Here is a 19,252-nt window from a genome sequence, read left to right as displayed (position 1 = left end):
AACATTTTTATTATACTAAAAATGGGTTCATATTGCAACAATAAAGTTAAAAAACTTTTTTATGTGTCGCACACTTTTTTCATTATATATAAAAGGAGATCATTTTGCAAGTGTAATAGTAAAAACTATCTTTACCTTTTATCACCAAATAAAAAAGGAGTAGGTTACCCTACTCCCTTTACTGAAACGAGAAATTACTCGCTGATTTTAGCTACAACGCCAGCGCCTACTGTACGTCCACCTTCACGGATTGAGAATTTAGTACCTTCTTCAATCGCGATTGGAGCGATAAGTTCAACAGTCATTTCGATGTTGTCGCCAGGCATTACCATTTCTACGCCTTCAGGTAAGTTACAAATACCAGTTACATCAGTTGTACGGAAGTAGAACTGTGGACGGTAGTTTGTGAAGAATGGAGTGTGACGTCCACCTTCGTCTTTAGAAAGAACGTATACTTYAGCAGTAAATTTAGTGTGTGGAGTGATTGAGCCTGGTTTAGCTAATACTTGTCCACGTTGGATTTCTTCACGTGCTACACCACGAAGTAAAGCACCGATGTTGTCGCCAGCTTCAGCATAGTCAAGAAGCTTACGGAACATTTCTACACCTGTTACAGTAGTAGATTTTGGCTCTTCAGTTAAACCGATGATGTCGATAACGTCACCAACTTTAACTTGTCCACGCTCTACACGACCTGTAGCAACTGTACCACGACCAGTGATTGAGAATACGTCCTCAACTGGCATCATGAATGGTTTTTCAGTGTCACGTTCTGGAGTTGGGATGTACTCATCAACAGCGTCCATAAGCTCGATGATTTTAGCTTCCCAATCAGCTTCGCCTTCAAGAGCTTTAAGAGCAGAACCTTTGATTACTGGTACATCGTCACCAGGGAAGTCGTATTCAGAAAGAAGGTCACGTACTTCCATTTCTACTAATTCAAGTAGCTCTTCGTCGTCTACCATGTCACATTTGTTTAAGAATACAACTAGGTAAGGTACACCTACTTGACGAGAAAGAAGGATGTGCTCACGAGTTTGTGGCATTGGACCATCAGCAGCAGATACTACTAAGATACCGCCATCCATTTGAGCAGCACCAGTGATCATGTTTTTAACATAGTCAGCATGTCCTGGGCAGTCAACGTGTGCATAGTGACGAGTGTCAGTTTCGTACTCAACGTGTGCAGTTGAGATTGTGATTCCACGCTCGCGCTCTTCTGGAGCAGCGTCGATCATGTCGTAAGCCATTGCTGCACCTTTACCACTTTTCTTAGCAAGAACAGTAGTGATAGCAGCTGTTAAAGTTGTTTTACCATGGTCAACGTGACCAATTGTACCGATATTGGCATGTGTTTTTGAACGGTCGAATTTTTCCTTAGCCATTCGAAAATCCTCCTTAAAATTCATGTAGTTTATGTTTTATGAGGCCGTGAAAGGGAATGAGCTCCACTTTCACAGCGTACATAAGTAGTTATACTTCAATAAAGAGTGAAAATCAATTATTCACCTTTATTTTTTTTAATAATTTCTTCTGAAATTGATTTAGGAACTTCTTCGTAGTGATCGAAGTGCATAGAATATGTTCCGCGACCTTGAGTGTTTGAACGTAATGCAGTTGCATAACCAAACATTTCAGAAAGTGGAACGAATGCACGTACAACTTGAGCGTTACCGCGTGCTTCCATACCTTCTACACGTCCACGACGAGACGTAATGTCACCCATGATATCTCCTAAGTATTCGTCAGGGATAACAACTTCAACCTTCATCATTGGTTCAAGGATAGCTGGGCTACATTTTGATACTGCGTTTTTAAGAGCCATAGAAGCGGCAATTTTAAACGCCATCTCACTTGAGTCAACGTCATGGTAAGATCCATCAACTAAAGCAGCTTTGATATCGATTAATGGATAACCAGCAACAACACCGTTTTGTAATGCATCTTCAAGACCAGCTTGAACTGCAGGGATGTATTCACGTGGAACTACACCACCAACGATTTTGTTCTCAAATTCAAAGCCTTTTCCTTCTTCGTTAGGTTCGAACTCAATCCAAACGTGACCGAATTGTCCACGACCACCAGATTGACGAGCGAATTTACCTTCAACTTTCGCACCAGCGCGGAAAGTTTCACGGTAAGCTACTTGAGGAGCACCAACGTTTGCTTCTACTTTGAATTCGCGACGCATACGGTCAACGATGATGTCAAGGTGAAGCTCACCCATACCAGAGATGATGATTTGACCAGTCTCTGTATTAGTTTCCGCACGGAAAGTTGGATCTTCTTCTTGTAACTTTTGAAGAGCTGTAGTCATTTTATCTTGGTCAGCTTTTGATTTTGGCTCAACAGATAAAGAGATAACTGGCTCTGGGAATTCCATAGACTCAAGAATTACAAGACTCTTTTCGTCACATAGAGTATCACCAGTAGAAGTATCTTTTAATCCTACAGCTGCCGCGATATCCCCAGCGTATACTTCAGAAATCTCTTCACGAGAGTTAGCATGCATTTGTAGGATACGACCTACACGCTCACGCTTACCTTTTGTAGAGTTCTTGATGTATGAACCAGAGCTTAGTACACCAGAGTACACACGGAAGAACGTTAATTTACCAACATAAGGATCCGTCATAACTTTGAACGCTAATGCTGAGAAAGGAGCGTTGTCGCTAGACTCACGCGTAACTTCTTCTTCTGTGTCAGGTACGATACCTTGGATTGATGGTACATCAACTGGAGATGGTAGGTAGTCAATTACTGCATCTAGCATTAATTGTACACCTTTGTTTTTGAATGCTGAACCACAGATAACTGGGTAGAATTCAACGTCACAAGTACCTTTACGGATACCAGCTTTTAGTTCTTCAACTGTAAGCTCGCCTTCGTCTAAGTACTTCATCATTAATTCTTCATCAAGTTCTGCAACAGCTTCTACTAAGCTTGCACGGTATTCTTCAGCTTGCTCTTTGTATTCCTCAGGAATTTCACGAGACTCTGAACGAGTACCTAAGTCATCTTCGTAGAAGTATGCTTTCATTTCCACTAGGTCAATGATTGCTTCGAACTCATCTTCAGCACCAATTGGCAACTGAATTGGGTGAGCATTTGCACCTAAACGATCGTGGATCGTTTTTACAGAGTACAAGAAGTCAGCACCAATTTTGTCCATTTTGTTAACGAATACGACACGGGGAACACCGTACGTAGTCGCTTGACGCCATACTGTTTCTGTTTGAGGCTCAACACCAGATTGAGCATCAAGAACTGCCACAGCTCCATCAAGTACACGTAATGAACGCTCAACTTCAACAGTGAAGTCTACGTGTCCAGGAGTATCGATGATGTTAACGCGGTGACCTTTCCAAGAAGCAGTTGTCGCAGCAGACGTGATAGTGATACCACGTTCTTGCTCTTGCTCCATCCAGTCCATTTGTGAAGCTCCTTCATGAGTTTCACCAATTTTATGGATACGGCCAGTATAATAAAGAACACGCTCAGTTGTTGTTGTTTTACCAGCATCAATGTGAGCCATGATCCCAATATTACGAGTGTTTTCTAAGGAGAACTCTCTTGCCATCTTAGGTATTTCTCCTTCCATATTATAATTTGTTTTTTAAAAAGTTTCGTTAAAAGATTACCAACGGTAATGAGCAAATGCTTTGTTAGCTTCTGCCATTTTGTGAGTATCTTCACGTTTCTTAACTGCAGCACCAGTGTTGTTAGCTGCATCAAGGATTTCGTTAGCTAAACGCTCTTCCATCGTTTTTTCTCCACGAAGACGAGCATAGTTTACTAACCAACGAAGACCTAAAGTAGTACGACGCTCTGGACGCACTTCTACAGGAACTTGGTAGTTAGAACCCCCTACACGGCGTGCTCTAACTTCTAGTACAGGCATGATGTTTTTAAGAGCTTGGTCGAATACTTCCATAGCTTCTTTACCACTGCGCTCTTGTACTAAATCGAATGCTCTATAAAGAATAGCTTGTGACTTACCGCGCTTTCCATCAAGCATCATTTTGTTGATTAAGCGAGATACAAGCTTAGAATTGTAAATCGGATCTGGTAATACGTCTCTTTTTGCAACAGGTCCCTTACGTGGCATTCTACTTCCTCCTTTCACTTTTAAAAGTTTATCTATTAATTGTTAAGCTATTATTTTTTAGCTGCTTTTGGTCGCTTAGTACCATATTTAGAACGACCTTGCATACGGCCATCCACACCAGCAGTATCAAGTGCACCACGTACGATATGGTAACGTACCCCTGGTAAATCTTTTACACGTCCACCGCGGATAAGTACCACGCTGTGTTCTTGTAAGTTGTGACCAATACCTGGGATATAAGCTGTTACCTCGATACCGTTTGTTAAACGTACACGAGCATATTTACGAAGAGCCGAGTTCGGTTTCTTCGGTGTCATAGTACCCACACGTGTACATACACCACGTTTTTGTGGAGAAGATTGGTTAGTTTGAGCTTTTTTGAAGCTGTTGTAACCTCTGTTTAAAGCAGGTGAGTCAGATTTTTTACCTTTACTCACACGACCATTACGGATTAATTGGTTAATAGTAGGCATTTAAATTTTCCTCCTTTCGCCTTTTGTAAGACCACACATCCAGGTGGTTCATTTTTTAGCAAAAAACAAAGTCTTTGAAACTAAAAGTTCAAAAACGTGTTAACTAATAATTGCAACAGTTGCAGCGTTAACTTCTATCCTACAAGCTTGACCAAGCTTTCGCATAGAAGGGACATACGTATACGGAACGTTTTCTTGCTGTGCTGTTTTTGCCACAATGGATGTGACATAAAAATCAGCGTCTTCAGCAATGATGACTTCCTTTACTGTACCTTTTTTTAATGCTTTCACCGTCTGCTTTGTTCCTACAATAATATGATCAGCCTGTAATACTTTTTCATAAGACATTATCATATCCTCCAAAGTAACAGGTAGTTTATAGGAGCACCTTTGATATAGTATCATTCCATAGAATGGATGTCAACTAACGTTTTGTAGTTTTTTTAAAAAACATCCATTCTAGAGTAATGATTTTATAATTAGTCGATTGTTACCGTTTCTTCAGCTTGGTTTTTGATCGGTTCAGCATTACGATATCTCGTCATACCTGTACCAGCCGGAACTAGCTTACCAATGATAACATTCTCTTTAAGTCCAAGCAACTCATCACGTTTTCCTTTGATTGCAGCATCGGTAAGAACACGCGTTGTTTCTTGGAATGATGCAGCAGATAAGAAGGAATCAGTTTCAAGAGATGCTTTTGTAATACCAAGTAATACAGGACGACCCGTCGCTGGACGATTGCCTTCAAGTAATACTTTTTCATTTGCATCAGTGAATTGGTGAATATCAAGTAATGAACCTGGTAATACATCTGTATCTCCTGAATCCATTACGCGCACTTTACGAAGCATTTGGCGAACCATTACCTCTACGTGTTTATCTCCAATTTCTACCCCTTGCATACGGTATACTTTTTGCACCTCACGAAGCAAGTACTCTTGTACAGCCGTGATGTCTTTTACTTTTAGTAATTCTTTAGGATCAATTGAACCTTCTGTTAATTCTTGACCACGTGCAATGCGCTGTCCTTCAATAACTTTCAGACGTGCACTGTACGGAGCTGTGTAAGAACGCGTTTCAATCTCTCCTTGAACAGTAATTTCATGTTGACGATCGCGTCCTTCAGAAATGCCGGCAATTGTACCTTCAATTTCAGAAATAACGGCTTGACCTTTAGGGTTACGCGCTTCGAAGATCTCTTGGATACGCGGTAAACCTTGAGTGATATCGTCTCCAGCAACCCCACCTGTATGGAATGTACGCATCGTTAACTGTGTACCTGGCTCACCGATAGATTGAGCAGCGATGATACCAACTGCTTCACCCACTTCAACTTCTGAACCAGTTGCAAGGTTACGACCGTAACATTTTTTACATACACCGTGGCGAGTGTTACAAGTGAATGCAGAACGAATCCATACTTCTTCAACACCAGCATCCACAATTGTTTCAGCTAGGTCTTCTGTAATTAGTTCGTTTTCTTTCACTAACACTTCGTTTGTTCCTGGGTGAAGTAGTGTTTTTCTTGCATAACGTCCAATTAGACGCTCATCAAGTTTCTCAATTTCTTCTGTTCCTTCTTTGATTGCAACAGCCAGAATACCGCGGTCTGTACCACAGTCGTCATCACGTACGATAACGTCTTGTGCCACGTCAACCAGACGACGAGTAAGGTAACCTGAGTCAGCAGTTTTAAGAGCCGTATCGGCAAGACCTTTACGTGCACCATGGGTAGAGATAAAGTACTCTAATACTGTTAAACCTTCACGGAAACTAGATTTGATTGGTAACTCAATGATACGACCAGACGGGTTGGCCATTAGTCCACGCATACCTGCAAGCTGAGTGAAGTTAGATGCGTTACCACGGGCACCAGAGTCACTCATCATGAAGATTGGGTTGCGTTTGTCTAATGACGCCATTAATTTACCTTGGATAACGTCTTTCGCGCTACTCCATACAGAGATAACACGCTCATAACGCTCATCTTCAGTAATTAAACCGCGACGGAATTGTTTTAGTACGTTATCTACTTTAGCTTGCGCTTCTGTTAAGATAACTTCTTTTTCTCCTAAAACCACGATATCAGCTACACCAACTGTAATACCGGCTTTAGTAGAATATTTGAAACCTAGGTCTTTCATACGGTCAAGCATTTTAGAAGTCTCAGTAATTTTGAAACGTTTAAATACTTCAGCGATAATATTACCTAAGATTTTTTTCTTAAACGGTGCGATAGCCGGTTGATTCTTGATGAATTCCTTCACATCTGCACCTTTTTCAACAAAGTACTTCTCAGGAGTTTTCACTTCTAAGTTTTCTCTTGTTGGTTCGTTAATGTATGGGAACGATTTTGGTAAAATTTCGTTGAAAACTAATTTACCAACCGTTGTAACAAGCAACTGTTGATTTTGTGCTTCTGTAAACGTTTCGTTGTTTAAAGAACCTGCATACACACCTACACGTGTATGAAGATGCACATAACCGTTTTGGTACGCTAATAGTGCTTCATTTGTATCCTTGAACACCATACCTTCTCCAACTGCCTCTTCACGCTCAAGCGTTAAGTAGTAGTTACCTAATACCATATCCTGTGAAGGTGTAACAACTGGTTTACCATCTTTAGGGTTCAAGATATTTTGAGCAGCAAGCATTAAGATACGTGCTTCTGCTTGTGCTTCTGCAGATAATGGAACGTGAACCGCCATTTGGTCACCGTCAAAGTCAGCGTTATATGCTGTACATACAAGCGGGTGAAGACGGATAGCGCGACCTTCTACAAGCGTAGGTTCAAATGCTTGAATACCTAGTCTGTGTAGCGTTGGTGCACGGTTTAAAAGAACTGGATGCTCTTTAATAACCGATTCTAATACGTCCCATACTTCAGGTTGCACGCGTTCAATTTTACGTTTTGCACTCTTGATGTTATGAGCTAAACCGCGTTCAACAAGCTCTTTCATTACGAAAGGTTTGAAAAGCTCTAACGCCATTTCTTTTGGAAGACCACATTGATACATCTTTAAGTTCGGACCTACAACGATTACCGAACGGCCAGAGTAGTCAACACGTTTACCTAATAAGTTTTGACGGAAGCGACCTTGCTTACCTTTTAACATGTGAGAAAGAGATTTTAATGGACGGTTACCTGGTCCTGTTACCGGACGTCCGCGACGACCATTATCGATTAATGCATCTACAGCTTCTTGAAGCATACGCTTTTCGTTTTGAACGATAATGCTAGGAGCTCCAAGGTCTAATAAACGCTTTAAGCGGTTGTTACGGTTAATTACACGACGATATAAATCATTTAGATCAGACGTAGCAAAGCGTCCACCATCTAATTGAACCATTGGACGAAGTTCTGGCGGAATAACCGGTAGAACGTCTAAAATCATCCAAGAAGGTTCGTTACCAGAATGACGGAAAGCCTCTAGTACTTCTAAACGTTTAATAGCACGTGTACGACGTTGACCTTGAGCAGTTTTCAATTCTTCTTTCAAAGCATCTACTTCTTTATCAAGATCGATGTCATGCAATAATTTCTTAACAGCTTCAGCACCCATTGCTGCATGGAAAGTTTGTCCGTACTTCTCACGATACGCACGGTATTCTTTCTCTGATAAAAGCTGTTTCTTTTCAAGTGGTGTATCACCAGCATCTGTTACTACATAAGAAGCAAAATAAATGATTTCCTCTAGCGCACGAGGGGACATGTCTAAGACAAGTCCCATGCGGCTAGGAATACCTTTAAAGTACCAAATATGAGAAACAGGTGCAGCTAGTTCGATATGACCCATGCGTTCACGACGAACTTTTGCGCGCGTAACTTCTACGCCGCAACGATCACATACAACACCTTTATAACGAACGCGCTTATATTTTCCGCAGTGACATTCCCAGTCCTTTTGTGGACCAAAAATACGCTCACAGAATAAGCCGTCTTTTTCAGGTTTTAACGTACGATAGTTGATCGTTTCAGGTTTTTTTACCTCACCGTACGACCAAGAACGAATTTTATCTGGCGAAGCTAGACCGATTTTCATATACTCAAAGTTATTTACATCTAGCAAGGAGCCTACCTCCCTTTTAATCTACAGGTTTTTTCCCTTAACGTTTATATGAAAGTAATTCCTTACTCTTTTGTGACAGGATCTTTTTGTCCTTCAGAAAGGCTTTCTTCGTTATCAGCAATAATTGATTCTGTTGGTTGCTCATGGTCCTCTTCTGAGTCCATGATATCAATTTCTTGCTCGTCAGCAGAAAGCATCTTCACATCCATACCTAAACTTTGCAGTTCTTTAATTAATACTTTGAACGATTCAGGTATGCCAGGTTCTGGAATGTTTTCACCTTTAACAATTGCTTCGTATGTTTTCACACGACCTACTACGTCATCTGATTTCACTGTTAAGATCTCTTGTAATGTGTAAGCAGCACCGTATGCTTCAAGTGCCCATACCTCCATCTCACCAAAACGCTGTCCACCGAACTGCGCTTTACCACCAAGTGGTTGTTGTGTAACAAGTGAGTATGGTCCAGTAGAACGAGCGTGAAGTTTATCGTCTACCATGTGAGCAAGTTTGATCATGTACATGATTCCTACTGATACACGGTTATCGAATGGTTCACCTGTTCGACCATCATATAGAACTGTTTTAGCATCACGAGACATGCCAGCTTCTTCGATTGTTGCCCAAACATCTTCCTCACGCGCACCATCAAATACTGGAGACGCAACGTGAATGCCAAGCTTACGAGCAGCCATACCTAAATGAAGCTCTAGCACCTGACCGATGTTCATACGAGATGGTACCCCTAATGGGTTTAACATGATGTCAATTGGCGTACCGTCTGGTAGATAAGGCATATCTTCTTCAGGTAAAATACGTGAAATTACACCTTTGTTACCGTGACGACCGGCCATTTTGTCACCTTCAGAAATTTTACGCTTCTGAACAATATATACACGGACTAATTGGTTTACACCTGGTGGTAATTCGTCGCCATCTTCACGGTTGAAGACTTTAACATCAAGAATGATTCCACCGCCGCCGTGCGGTACACGAAGAGAAGTATCACGAACTTCACGCGCTTTTTCACCGAAAATAGCGTGTAGAAGACGTTCTTCAGCTGTTAGTTCTGTTACACCTTTTGGCGTTACTTTACCAACTAAAAGATCTCCGTCTTTTACTTCTGCACCAATGCGGATGATTCCACGCTCATCTAAGTTGCGAAGCGCATCTTCACCTACGTTTGGAATGTCACGCGTAATTTCTTCAGGTCCAAGCTTCGTATCACGAGACTCAGATTCATATTCTTCAATATGAACAGACGTATATACATCGTCTTTCACAAGGCGTTCACTCATGATGATGGCATCCTCATAGTTGTAACCATCCCATGTCATGAAACCAACCATTACGTTTCGTCCTAAAGCAAGCTCACCTTTTTCCATTGAAGGACCGTCGGCTAAGATCTCACCTTTTACTACTTCGTCGCCAACTGAAACAATTGGACGCTGGTTGTAACAAGTACCTTGGTTAGAACGAACAAATTTTAATAATTTGTATTGATCTAAGTTACCTTTAACTTTTTGTCCGTCTACTTCTTCATAGCGGCGAACAAAAATTTGTTTTGCTTCTACGCGCTCTACAACGCCAGGATATTTACAAATCACGGCTGCACCAGAGTCTTTACCAGATACGTATTCCATACCTGTACCTACGATTGGTGCTTCAGGATTTAATAAAGGTACTGCTTGACGTTGCATGTTCGCACCCATTAATGCACGGTTAGAGTCATCGTTCTCTAAGAATGGGATACATGCTGTAGCGGCAGATACAACTTGTTTTGGTGATACATCCATATAATCTAAACGATCGCGACGGATAACCGTGTTTTCTCCACGGAAACGTGCAACGACATTTTCATCTAAGAATGAACCATCATCACCTAGACGAGCGTTCGCTTGGGCTACAACATAGTTATCTTCTTCATCAGCTGTTAAGTAGTCAATTCGCTCTGTCACTTTACCTGTTTCAGGATCGATACGACGGTAAGGTGTTTCGATGAAACCGAATTTGTTTACTTTTGCATAAGAAGATAGTGAGTTGATTAACCCGATATTCGGACCCTCTGGCGTTTCAATCGGACACATACGGCCATAGTGGGAGTAGTGAACGTCACGCACTTCGAAACCAGCGCGCTCACGAGTTAAACCACCAGGTCCTAGAGCTGAAAGACGACGTTTGTGCGTCAATTCGCCTAATGGATTCGTTTGATCCATGAACTGTGATAATTGAGAACTTCCAAAGAACTCTTTAATCGCCGCAATAACTGGGCGAATATTAATTAATTGTTGAGGTGTGATTGTATTCGTGTCTTGAATTGACATTCTTTCACGAACAACACGTTCCATACGAGATAAACCGATACGGAATTGGTTTTGTAACAATTCACCTACAGAACGCAGACGACGGTTACCTAAGTGGTCGATATCATCTGTGTCTCCTACTTGATGAAGCAAGTTAAAGAAGTAACTGATTGATGCTAAAATATCAGCAGGTGTGATATTTTTAACTTCTTCTGTTACATATGCGTTACCTGATACAGTGATGATTTTTTCACCTTCTGGATCATTTGGCGCATAAATCTTAATAGATTGTAATGTAACATCGTCTTCTACTACTCCACCAACCGGACTATAAGTCTTGAAGTTTACTCCACCTTCAAGCATCGGAATCAAGCGATCTAGCAGACGGCGGTCAATCATTGCGCCTTTTTCTGCAATAATTTCACCTGTTTCAGGATCAACTAATGTTTCAGCTAGCTTTTGATTAAATAAGCGATGTTTGATATGAAGCTTTTTATTAATTTTATAGCGACCTACGTTCGCTAAGTCATATCGTTTTGGATCAAAGAAGCGAGATACTAATAGAGACTTCGCATTCTCAACTGTCGGTGGTTCACCCGGACGTAAACGCTCATAGATTTCTAATAGCGCTTTTTCCGTTGTTTCCGTATTATCTTTTTCAAGCGTATTACGGATGTATTCATTATCACCGATTAAATCGATAATCTCTTGGTCAGAACCGAAACCTAGCGCGCGTAACAGCACTGTTACTGGCAGTTTACGAGTACGATCAATACGCACGTATACTACATCTTTTGCATCAGTTTCATATTCTAGCCATGCACCACGGTTAGGGATAACAGTTGCTGTATATCCTTTTTTACCGTTTTTATCAAGCTTTCCACTATAGTAAACACTTGGTGAACGAACCAACTGTGATACGATAACACGCTCAGCACCATTAATTACAAAGGTACCTGTTTCGGTCATCAATGGGAAATCTCCCATGAACACATCTTGGTCTTTTACTTCACCTGTTTCTTTATTAATTAACCGCACCTTAACACGAAGAGGTGCTGCATAAGTTACATCACGTTCTTTGGACTCTCCTACTGAATACTTTGGCTCACCTAAGCTGTAATCAATAAATTCTAGTGATAAGTTACCTGTAAAATCATCAATTGGAGAAATATCTTGGAACATTTCTCGTAAACCTTCATCTAAAAACCATTGGTATGAAGCCGTTTGAATCTCGATTAAGTTCGGTAACTCTAAAACTTCACTAATACGAGCATAACTTCTGCGTTGGCGGTGGCGTCCATACTGAACTAGTTGACCTGTCAACTGATTCACCCCTCAAATATATAATTCAAAATTATACCTTTTATTTTATGTATAACCCGAGCTTATATGGAATATTTATATATTGGCATTTTATAATGCTAACATACTAAAAAATATTAGTCAACATTTTTTAGCACATATGATATAATACCCTTTTTTCTTGTCTACTACTTCCACTTCATTAAATAGAGATTCTAATTTCGCAAGAGCAGATGGCGCTCCTTGCTTTTTCTGAATCACAATCCAAAGTTCTCCTTGGTCGGCAAGGTGATCTAATGATTTTTCTAGAATTTCATGAACAACTTTTTTACCCGCACGGATCGGCGGATTACTAAGAATAGCTGCAAAATTCGTTTCCTTCACATTTTCATAGCAAGAGCTTTGATAGATTGAAACATTTGATACTGAATTAACTTCAGCATTTTTTTGAGCTAGCGCTAATGCACGTTCATTAACATCAACCATATGAATGTTTCTTTGGCTGTCCTCTTTTGCAAGTGCCAACCCAATTGGGCCATATCCGCATCCAACATCCAGAAGCGGGCCGGGATTCTCGGGCATTTGAAACGTTTCAATTAACAGGCGCGATCCAAAATCGATCTCTTTTTTTGAAAAAACACCGCGGTCACTCGTAAATGAAAAAGAGGTTCCTCTCAATTCAAATGAAAAGCGCTCTTCATTACTTGCAGACGATGGTGTATTAGAAAAATAATGTTCTGTCAAAATAGAACCTCCTAATCAATATGTTCTTCTTTACTATAAATGAAAAGGATGACAGAAGCAAAAAAGCTCGCTTGTACAAGCGAGCTTTTTTATATCAGTTGTTAAGCAATAATTACTTAACTTCTACAGAAGCGCCAACTTCTTCAAGTTTAGCTTTTGCTTCTTCAGCTTCTTCTTTAGAAATACCTTCTTTAAGAGCTTTTGGAGCGTTATCAACGATTTCTTTAGCTTCTTTTAAGCCAAGACCAGTGATTTCACGTACTACCTTGATAACTTTGATTTTTTGTCCGCCAGCACTTTCAAGTACTAGGTCAAATTCAGTTTTCTCAGCAGCAGCTTCACCAGCAGCACCGCCAGCTACAGCTACAGGAGCAGCAGCAGTTACGCCAAATTCTTCTTCGATTGCTTTTACTAAATCGTTAAGTTCTAAAACAGTCATATTTTTAACTGCTTCAATGATTTGTTCTTGAGTCATTGTTAATTTCCTCCTTGTGATTGTGTTATATATAACAGACTAGATTATGCACCTTGTTCTTCTTTTTGATCTGCCACAGCTTTTGTAGCAAGAGCAAGGTTGCGAATTGGAGCTTGAAGCACGCTAAGCAACATAGAAAGTAAGCCTTCGCGAGATGGTAGTTCTGCAAGTGCTTTAATTTCTTCAACAGATGCAACATTACCTTCAATTACACCAGCTTTGATTTCTAACGCTTCGTGTTCTTTCGCGAAGTTGTTTAGAATTTTAGCTGGAGCAACAACATCTTCTCCACCAAATGCGATTGCATTTGGACCTACTAACGCATCATTAAGATCTGTTAGTTCAAGTTTTTCTACAGCACGGCGAGTTAAAGTGTTTTTGTAAACTTTGAACTCAATGCCTGCTTCACGTAATTGCTTACGAAGTTCAGTAACTTCAGCAACATTCAAACCACGGTAGTCAACGACAACTATTGAGTTACTCGCTTGAAGTTTTTCAGCAATTTCGTCTACGACTTGTTTCTTTTGTTCAATTACGTTGCTCATCTTTACACCTCCTGTAGATTTCCTTCCGTACACTCAGACAAGGTGCAATAAAAAACCTCCATGACAATAAAGACATGGAGGTGTAGTAAGCGAACCATAACGTTTCACTAATTTATCTCACACACCTCGGTAGGAAATTAAGCTTTGCAGCACCTACTGTCTACGGTACAAATGTTATTCTTTTTAACAACATTATCTATTATAATCAGGGACTTTCAAAAAGTCAACACCGATTTATTTCCAAATTTATTAAGCAGAGAATGAAGCAGTATCAACTTTGATACCAGGGCCCATTGTTGAAGTAACAGCTACGTTCTTCATGTATGTGCCTTTTGCTGCTGCCGGCTTAGCTTTTACCATAGTTTCGAAGATTGTAGTGAAGTTTTCAACTAACTTGCTCTCTTCGAAAGATACTTTACCGATTGGTACGTGGATGTTACCAGCTTTATCAACGCGGTATTCTACTTTACCAGCTTTGATTTCGTTAACTGCTTTTTGAACATCAAATGTTACTGTACCAGTTTTAGGGTTTGGCATTAAACCTTTAGGTCCTAATACACGACCAAGTTTACCAACTTCACCCATCATATCTGGAGTAGCTACGATTACATCGAACTCGAACCAACCTTGTTGGATTTTGTTGATGTAGTCAGCATCGCCAACGTAGTCAGCGCCTGCAGCTTCAGCTTCTTTAGCTTTTTCGCCTTTAGCGAATACTAATACACGTTGAGTTTTACCTGTACCGTTTGGTAGTACTACTGCACCACGAATTTGTTGGTCAGCTTTCTTAGGGTCAACTCCTAAACGGAATGCTACTTCTACAGTTGCATCAAATTTAGTTGTGTTTGTTTTCTTTACTAATTCAATCGCTTCTTGTACTGAATAAGTTTGTGTACGATCTACAAGCTTAGCAGCTTCAACGTACTTTTTACCTTTTTTAGCCATTTTTGTTTCCTCCTTATGTGGTTTTAACGGAATAACCTCCCACTAATAAAGGTTGCGAGCATAGGAAAACTTCCATTTCTCGCAACCTTCTAACACCCAATCAAATGGAATTAGTCTTCAACTACGATTCCCATACTGCGCGCTGTACCTTCTACCATGCGCATTGCAGATTCAACGCTAGCAGCGTTTAAGTCAGGCATTTTAGTTTCAGCAATCTCACGCACTTTGTCACGCTTGACTGTTGCAACTTTATTACGGTTTGGTTCACCAGAACCAGACTCAATACCAGCCGCTTTCTTAAGTAGTACAGCAGCAGGTGGAGTTTTCGTAATAAATGTAAATGAACGGTCTTCAAATACCGTGATTTCAACAGGAATGATAAGACCAGCTTGATCAGCTGTGCGAGCGTTAAACTCCTTACAGAAACCCATGATGTTAACACCGGCTTGACCTAATGCAGGACCAACTGGTGGCGCTGGATTTGCTTTACCTGCAGGAATTTGTAACTTAACAAGTTTAATTACTTTTTTAGCCACGAGACACACCTCCTTAAGTCCGTGATGTGGTAATAGGGCGATGCCCTCCCACTCAATGTTCTTTATATATAAAATAAAGAAATAGTTGTTTTAGTCTCTAGTTTTGAGACATACTGACTTATGAAATATTAACATTAAACTTCATGAATTGCAAGGTCTTACAGATTATATTTTTTCAATTTGTGTAAAGTCTAGCTCTACTGGTGTTTGTCTTCCGAACATATCCACATGAACCTTAACTTTACGTTTATCTGTATCGATTTCTTCAATGGTACCTTCGAAGTTTGCAAACGGACCTTCTTGAACCAATACTGTTTCTTTTAGTTCAAAGTCAAAGTCAGCATGCTTCTCGTCCATGCCCATTTGTTTTAAGATCATTTCTACTTCTTCTGGTAGAAGAGCAGTTGGCTTTGAGCCAGAACCTGCTGAACCTACAAAGCCCGTAACGCCAGGTGTATTACGAACTACATACCATGAATCATCCGTCATGATGATTTCAACTAACACGTACCCTGGAAATACTTTTTTCTTTGTAATCTTTTCTTTGTTGTTCTTAATTTCTCTTTCTTCTTCTTCAGGAACAACAACGCGGAAAATTTTATCTTGCATACCCATTGTTTCTACGCGCTTTTCTAAATTTGTTTTTACTTTATTTTCATATCCAGAATAAGTATGGACTACATACCAATTTTTCTCCATTTCTGAGGACTATACGTCCTTCCCTCCCAGCTCACTATAAAATAAGATGTCCTAATCTATTGCACAGACAACGCACTAGGAAAATAGTTGACTCCTAGCACAATCATTCTTAAAGCAAATTAAAAAACCCGTCTCCGGGCTTTTCTGAAAAAAACATAATTTAGCTTTATTATACCATGATTCAAGTCAATTTATTCAAGGGATTAAACGAATAAGTGACGAAATTCCGTAATCAACTACTACAAAAAAGAGTGTCATAAATACAACTGTAGAAATAACAGTAATTGTATAACGAGTTAGCTCATTTTTTTTAGGCCAACTTACCTTCTTCATCTCACGCCCAACATCACGCAAGAAATTTCCTACACGGTTCATGTTTGTAACCTCCAATAAATTAAAAGGGGTATTAGTCTGTGCAGATTATTGATCTACTTTGTTTCACGATGAATCGTATGTGCGTTACACGTTTTGCAAAACTTCTTCATTTCTAAACGCTCTTCGTTTTGCTGTGTGTTTTTCATAGTCGTATAGTTACGACTAGCGCATTGCACACACGCAAGTACAACTTTTTTACGCATAATGTCAACCACCTATAGAGTGATAATGTCTATAAAAAAGTATCACAGACTTTCTTAGCATGTCAATATGAGGGTAGAAGGCTACATTGTGATTTCACGAATCTCGAGGTAGCGCTCTAATTTCCTCTTCACACGCTGAAGTGCATTATCGATGGATTTGACGTGGCGGTTTAACTCTTCTGAAATCTCTTGATAAGATTGACCATCTAAATAAAGAACGAGAACTTTTCGCTCAAGATCACTTAAAAGTTCAGCCATCTTTAATTCAATATCATCAAACTTCTCTCGATTAATGAGCAACTCTTCTGGATTTGCTACTTTTGTCCCCGAAATAACATCCATTAAGGTTCGGTCGGACTCTTCATCATATATTGGCTTGTCCAATGATACATAAGAGTTTAATGGAATATGTTTTTGCCTTGTTGCGGTTTTAATAGCGGTAATAATTTGCCTGGTAATGCAAAGTTCAGCAAAAGCTTTAAACGAAGTTAGCTTATCTTCTCTAAAATCTCTAATTGCCTTATATAACCCTATCATACCTTCTTGTACAATATCTTCACGGTCTGCCCCAATTAAAAAATATGACCGCGCCTTTGCTCGCACAAAGTTTTTGTATTTATGAATCAAATACTCTAATGCGTCAATATCGCCTTTATGCACAAGATCGACAACTGTTTCATCCTCTTGTTGTTCGAAATGAGCATGCAGTTTTCTCCCATAATTATCGCCCATATCGATCCCCCCGACCGCACAGTAGATAGAAATATTATACAGTAGCTAATTCCGTACCGTCAATAACCTCACCGCTGTCCCCGACGCCATTTTTCGAAAATTTCGGCTACTTGATTGGAAAGTTGAATGCGTGCCGCTGGCTTTTGATTTTGAATAGACTTCACATCAAGATTAATATGTTTCTCAATCTGCTCAATTTCGTTGTACAATTCTCGAGCAGAAATTCTGAGCGCACCTTGTCCAAAGATTGCCCACTGCTCCGTGAAATCAGATGTAGCAACATGAATCTGTGTCTTTACATTGTTTAGCTCTTGAGCCAGCTTTTCAATGTACTCATCCGCTGTTTCATTTTCTCTTGTAAATACAACGTCAACCTTATGATTTTTTGCCTTCTTTTCAATTCCTTCGACCATATGAGCATCGAAGACAATAATGACACGATACCCCATATATGCTTGATACTCTGCCATCTTTTCGATTAACAGGTCTCGAGCACCGGCTAAATCATTATCTCTAAGCTTTCTTAGGTCGGGCCACGCACCTATCATGTTATAACCATCCACCAGTAGAATATCCATTCTTATTCACCTAGAGGATGGCGTTTTCGGTAAACCTCATACATGAGAAGACTAGCTGCTACAGATGCATTTAACGATGTAACATGCCCAACCATTGGAAGCTGTACAAGGAAGTCGCATTTTTCACGAATCAAACGACTCATGCCTTTTCCTTCGCTTCCAATAACTAACGTAAGCGGCATACCTCCATCTAAGTTGCGATAATCATCGCTTTCTTTCGCATCTGTTCCAACAATCCATACGCCTCGATCTTTTAATTCATCAATCGTCCTTGATAGGTTTGTTACCCTTGCTACGGGAACATGTTCAATCGCTCCTGTAGAGGCCTTAGCTACAGTGGCCGTTAATCCAACTGAACGGCGCTTTGGAATAATAATACCGTGTGCGCCAACGGCATCGGCTGTTCGCATAATAGAACCTAAATTATGGGGATCTTCAAGCTCATCTAGCAGAAGAAAAAACGGACTTTCATTACGTTTTTCCGCTAAGTTAAATAAATCATCTAACTCTGCATATTGATAAGCAGCAACTTGTGCAGCTACTCCTTGATGAATACCTTCTACCATTTGCTCAATTTTCTTTTTCGGTACAAACTGCACCAATACACCATTACGTTTTGCTAACTGCGTGATTTGCCCCATAGAACCGCCTTGCGATCCTTCCGCAATCCATAGTTTGTTAATGTCGCGCCCAGACTTTAGGGCTTCTAGGACCGGATTACGTCCAATGATAAATTCATGTTCCATGATTCATTCCTCCCTCTCCTTCATCGACGAAAGAGATAGCTTTAGTAATAAGTTCCATCATTCTTTCTTCTTCACCTAAAAGATACAAATAGCCTACGACCGCTTCAAATGCCGTACTGTAGCGATACGTTTGCACATCTGTGTTTTTAGGGACTGTACCGGACTTTGCATTGCGTCCTCGGCGCAGTACACCTTCTTCTTCTTCAGTAAAAAAGTTTTCATTTTTAAAATAATATACGATTTGCGCTTGTGCTTTTGCTGATACGTATTTTTTAGCTTTATTATGAAGCTGGTTAGGGCGCACTGTCCCTAACACCAGCAGGTGGCGGCGAACATGTAAATCAAACACCGCATCACCCATATAAGCAAGAGCTAAGCTATTTAGCTGTTTTACATCTAATTTACTGCTGCTCAT

19 protein-coding genes and 1 other annotated feature are annotated in these 19,252 nt (G+C 40.2%); all 19 genes read right to left on the bottom strand.

Annotation, left to right across the window (positions count from 1 at the left end):
• Positions 1-194: 194 nt before the first annotated feature.
• Positions 195-1,385 carry an elongation factor Tu gene (tuf, locus tag AC1DRF_RS02715; protein WP_477740310.1) on the bottom strand — a complete coding sequence of 397 codons (1,191 nt, stop codon included), beginning with the start codon at positions 1,383-1,385 and terminating at the stop codon, positions 195-197.
• 116 nt (positions 1,386-1,501) lie between these two features.
• On the bottom strand, positions 1,502-3,580 hold the full coding sequence (gene fusA, locus AC1DRF_RS02710; protein ID WP_043982712.1) for an elongation factor G: 2,079 nt from the start codon (positions 3,578-3,580) through the stop codon (positions 1,502-1,504).
• A 57-nt stretch (positions 3,581-3,637) separates the two neighbouring features.
• The gene (gene rpsG / locus AC1DRF_RS02705; protein WP_013054923.1) at positions 3,638-4,108 is read right to left on the bottom strand and encodes a 30S ribosomal protein S7; all 471 of its coding nucleotides are present in this window, start codon (positions 4,106-4,108) and stop codon (positions 3,638-3,640) included.
• 50 nt (positions 4,109-4,158) lie between these two features.
• A complete protein-coding gene (gene rpsL / locus AC1DRF_RS02700; RefSeq protein WP_013054922.1) occupies positions 4,159-4,581 on the bottom strand; it encodes a 30S ribosomal protein S12 in 423 nt (140 codons plus the stop codon).
• A gap of 99 nt (positions 4,582-4,680) precedes the next feature.
• Positions 4,681-4,929: a 50S ribosomal protein L7ae-like protein gene (locus tag AC1DRF_RS02695; protein WP_013054921.1), complete on the bottom strand. Its 249-nt coding sequence runs from the start codon at positions 4,927-4,929 to the stop codon at positions 4,681-4,683.
• A 131-nt stretch (positions 4,930-5,060) separates the two neighbouring features.
• Positions 5,061-8,654 carry a DNA-directed RNA polymerase subunit beta' gene (rpoC, locus tag AC1DRF_RS02690; RefSeq protein ID WP_013081369.1) on the bottom strand — a complete coding sequence of 1,198 codons (3,594 nt, stop codon included), beginning with the start codon at positions 8,652-8,654 and terminating at the stop codon, positions 5,061-5,063.
• 62 nt (positions 8,655-8,716) lie between these two features.
• Entirely contained in the window at positions 8,717-12,280 is a 3,564-nt protein-coding gene (gene rpoB / locus AC1DRF_RS02685) for a DNA-directed RNA polymerase subunit beta (protein WP_013081368.1), read from the bottom strand.
• 120 nt (positions 12,281-12,400) lie between these two features.
• Positions 12,401-13,003, bottom strand: coding sequence for a class I SAM-dependent methyltransferase (locus AC1DRF_RS02680; RefSeq protein ID WP_427076957.1), 603 nt, complete (start codon positions 13,001-13,003; stop codon positions 12,401-12,403).
• 112 nt (positions 13,004-13,115) lie between these two features.
• On the bottom strand, positions 13,116-13,478 hold the full coding sequence (gene rplL / locus AC1DRF_RS02675; RefSeq protein WP_013054917.1) for a 50S ribosomal protein L7/L12: 363 nt from the start codon (positions 13,476-13,478) through the stop codon (positions 13,116-13,118).
• Positions 13,479-13,522: 44 nt separating this feature from the next.
• On the bottom strand, positions 13,523-14,023 hold the full coding sequence (gene rplJ / locus AC1DRF_RS02670) for a 50S ribosomal protein L10 (protein WP_013054916.1): 501 nt from the start codon (positions 14,021-14,023) through the stop codon (positions 13,523-13,525).
• Positions 14,024-14,063: 40 nt separating this feature from the next.
• Positions 14,064-14,207, bottom strand: a sequence feature (ribosomal protein L10 leader region).
• A 65-nt stretch (positions 14,208-14,272) separates the two neighbouring features.
• Positions 14,273-14,968, bottom strand: a complete 696-nt coding sequence (gene rplA, locus AC1DRF_RS02665; RefSeq protein ID WP_013054915.1) for a 50S ribosomal protein L1 — start codon at positions 14,966-14,968, stop codon at positions 14,273-14,275.
• Between the two features lie 110 nt (positions 14,969-15,078).
• Positions 15,079-15,504: a 50S ribosomal protein L11 gene (rplK, locus tag AC1DRF_RS02660; protein WP_013054914.1), complete on the bottom strand. Its 426-nt coding sequence runs from the start codon at positions 15,502-15,504 to the stop codon at positions 15,079-15,081.
• Positions 15,505-15,669: 165 nt separating this feature from the next.
• The gene (gene nusG / locus AC1DRF_RS02655; RefSeq protein WP_013054913.1) at positions 15,670-16,203 is read right to left on the bottom strand and encodes a transcription termination/antitermination protein NusG; all 534 of its coding nucleotides are present in this window, start codon (positions 16,201-16,203) and stop codon (positions 15,670-15,672) included.
• Between the two features lie 195 nt (positions 16,204-16,398).
• Positions 16,399-16,578: a preprotein translocase subunit SecE gene (secE, locus tag AC1DRF_RS02650; RefSeq protein WP_013054912.1), complete on the bottom strand. Its 180-nt coding sequence runs from the start codon at positions 16,576-16,578 to the stop codon at positions 16,399-16,401.
• A gap of 53 nt (positions 16,579-16,631) precedes the next feature.
• Positions 16,632-16,781 carry a 50S ribosomal protein L33 gene (rpmG, locus tag AC1DRF_RS02645; RefSeq protein WP_013081365.1) on the bottom strand — a complete coding sequence of 50 codons (150 nt, stop codon included), beginning with the start codon at positions 16,779-16,781 and terminating at the stop codon, positions 16,632-16,634.
• An 81-nt stretch (positions 16,782-16,862) separates the two neighbouring features.
• Positions 16,863-17,513: an RNA polymerase sporulation sigma factor SigH gene (gene sigH / locus AC1DRF_RS02640; RefSeq protein ID WP_013054910.1), complete on the bottom strand. Its 651-nt coding sequence runs from the start codon at positions 17,511-17,513 to the stop codon at positions 16,863-16,865.
• 68 nt (positions 17,514-17,581) lie between these two features.
• Positions 17,582-18,091, bottom strand: coding sequence for an NYN domain-containing protein (locus tag AC1DRF_RS02635; RefSeq protein WP_013081364.1), 510 nt, complete (start codon positions 18,089-18,091; stop codon positions 17,582-17,584).
• 2 nt (positions 18,092-18,093) lie between these two features.
• Positions 18,094-18,837 (bottom strand): 23S rRNA (guanosine(2251)-2'-O)-methyltransferase RlmB, encoded by a 744-nt coding sequence (rlmB, locus tag AC1DRF_RS02630; RefSeq protein WP_043982715.1) that lies wholly within the window; start codon positions 18,835-18,837, stop codon positions 18,094-18,096.
• Positions 18,827-19,252 (bottom strand): Mini-ribonuclease 3, encoded by a 426-nt coding sequence (locus AC1DRF_RS02625; RefSeq protein WP_013054907.1) that lies wholly within the window; start codon positions 19,250-19,252, stop codon positions 18,827-18,829. Before AC1DRF_RS02625 ends, rlmB begins: the two co-directional genes overlap by 11 nt.

This window comes from Priestia sp. P5_B4, from assembly GCF_056400385.1.
Note: the sequence above shows the minus strand (reverse complement) of the source record. Positions and strands in the feature narration are given on the sequence as shown.